The sequence below is a fragment of the Bacteroides fragilis genome (assembly GCF_019583405.1).
Taxonomy (GTDB): domain Bacteria; phylum Bacteroidota; class Bacteroidia; order Bacteroidales; family Bacteroidaceae; genus Bacteroides; species Bacteroides fragilis_B.
In genome coordinates, this window is record NZ_SZUU01000029.1 from 1 (window position 1) to 1623 (window position 1623).

1 protein-coding gene is annotated in these 1623 nt (G+C 31.7%); it reads left to right on the forward strand.

Features of this window, described 5'->3' with window-relative positions; translation table 11 throughout:
* The first annotated feature begins 477 nt into the window (after window positions 1–477).
* Window positions 478–1326 (forward strand): hypothetical protein, encoded by an 849-nt coding sequence (locus FDF36_RS20945; protein ID WP_220392685.1) that lies wholly within the window; start codon window positions 478–480, stop codon window positions 1324–1326.
* Window positions 1327–1623: the final 297 nt, after the last annotated feature.

Below are 1623 nucleotides of genomic sequence, written 5' to 3' on the forward strand. Positions count from 1 at the left end.
AAGTTCCATTAGAACTTATATGAAAATTAGTGTACTTATATATCTGCATCTGTTCTGAGTAGTGAATCTTCTAATTAGCACTAATAATATGCGTTCAATCCAACACAAGTCCTGTAAGTATCTGGTAACTTGTTTTTTTGATATTGATAGTTTTAAAATAAGTTATAACATCAATGTTATGTTAAATCAAAGTGTCTTTTAATGAACTGATAACTTCTATTGCATATAGATAATCATCACATTATTATATATAAAAGATTCTCGGATATTAAGTTATGGATAAAAGAGTATATTAAATAATATTGTATTTGACGATCTCAAATATTCGGTATATGCAGAAAAAACACATGGATTTTTCTACCAACTATAAATAAAGTTTTGGGGTGGTTATTGCGTTATAAAAAAACTTTCCGATCAAAATAAATTAAATTACAAAAAATGTTATATATTTGTATCCAAATCAAAAAAAACTGCGAAATGAAACTTATTGCGGAAAGTGGTTCTACAAGAACAGAGTGGGCATTGGTTGAAGACAATCATCTCGTACAATGTGTGTTTACCGAGGGGTTAAACCCTTTCTTTCAGACCAGAAGAGAAATTAGCAGAAGTGTCAGACTAGGACTACCTGAGTCTTTCTTCAGAAAAAAACTGGACCAAGTATATTATTATGGTGCCGGATGTAGCTCATATGAAAAGAAAAATATTTTAGGTGCTTCCTTAGTAGCACAGTTTAAAACTTCTATTCAGGTTGAAAGTGACTTGTTGGCAGCAGCTCGGGGGCTATTCAAATGTGAATCTGGAATTGCCTGTATTTTAGGTACCGGATCAAACTCATGTTTTTATGATGGTAAAATCGTTGTCAAGAATGTTAAGGCGGCAGGATATATTCTCGGTGATGAAGGTAGTGGTGCTGTTCTCGGGAAGCTATTTCTTGCTGATCTTCTTAAAGGGCTGGCCCCAAAAGAATTAGCGAGTGAATTCCATGAAAAATTTCGCATATCTACCAATGATGTGATGGAATCTGTATATAATTTACCTTTCCCTAATCGCTTTTTAGGTACGATCGCATATTTTTTAGGAGATTATATGGATAATGAATACGTATATAATTTGTTAGCCAACAATCTAAGGAGTTTCTTTAACCGTAATGTGTGCCAATACGATTATATGAATTACCCCATTCGTTTTGTAGGATCACTTGCCTATTCATATTCAGATACTCTGCGCAAAGTAGCCAGGGAATTTGGAGTGGAGATTGATGTCATAGAAGAAACTCCAATGAATGGCTTAATCGAATTTCATTCAATGAACATTGAAGAACCTTAAAAAACATACAAATGGATCTAAATAATAGTTTTGAATTCTTAAACACCATGCTTTCCTTTGTAAATATGAGCTGAAATTCTTGAAGCCAAACCTGTTTGTCTGTGAATATATAAATATAAATCTAAAATATAATAAATATTTGTTCTTGATATTAAAATAATATATATCTTTGCTTATGATAAAACTCGGAAGGGTTTTTGAACCTTTGTTAATAATGGACAATTTATCTCTTAAAAGAACCAATAAAGCTAATTGACATTAATTAAACTGGCAAAAACCAAAGTTCTAATGGAACTT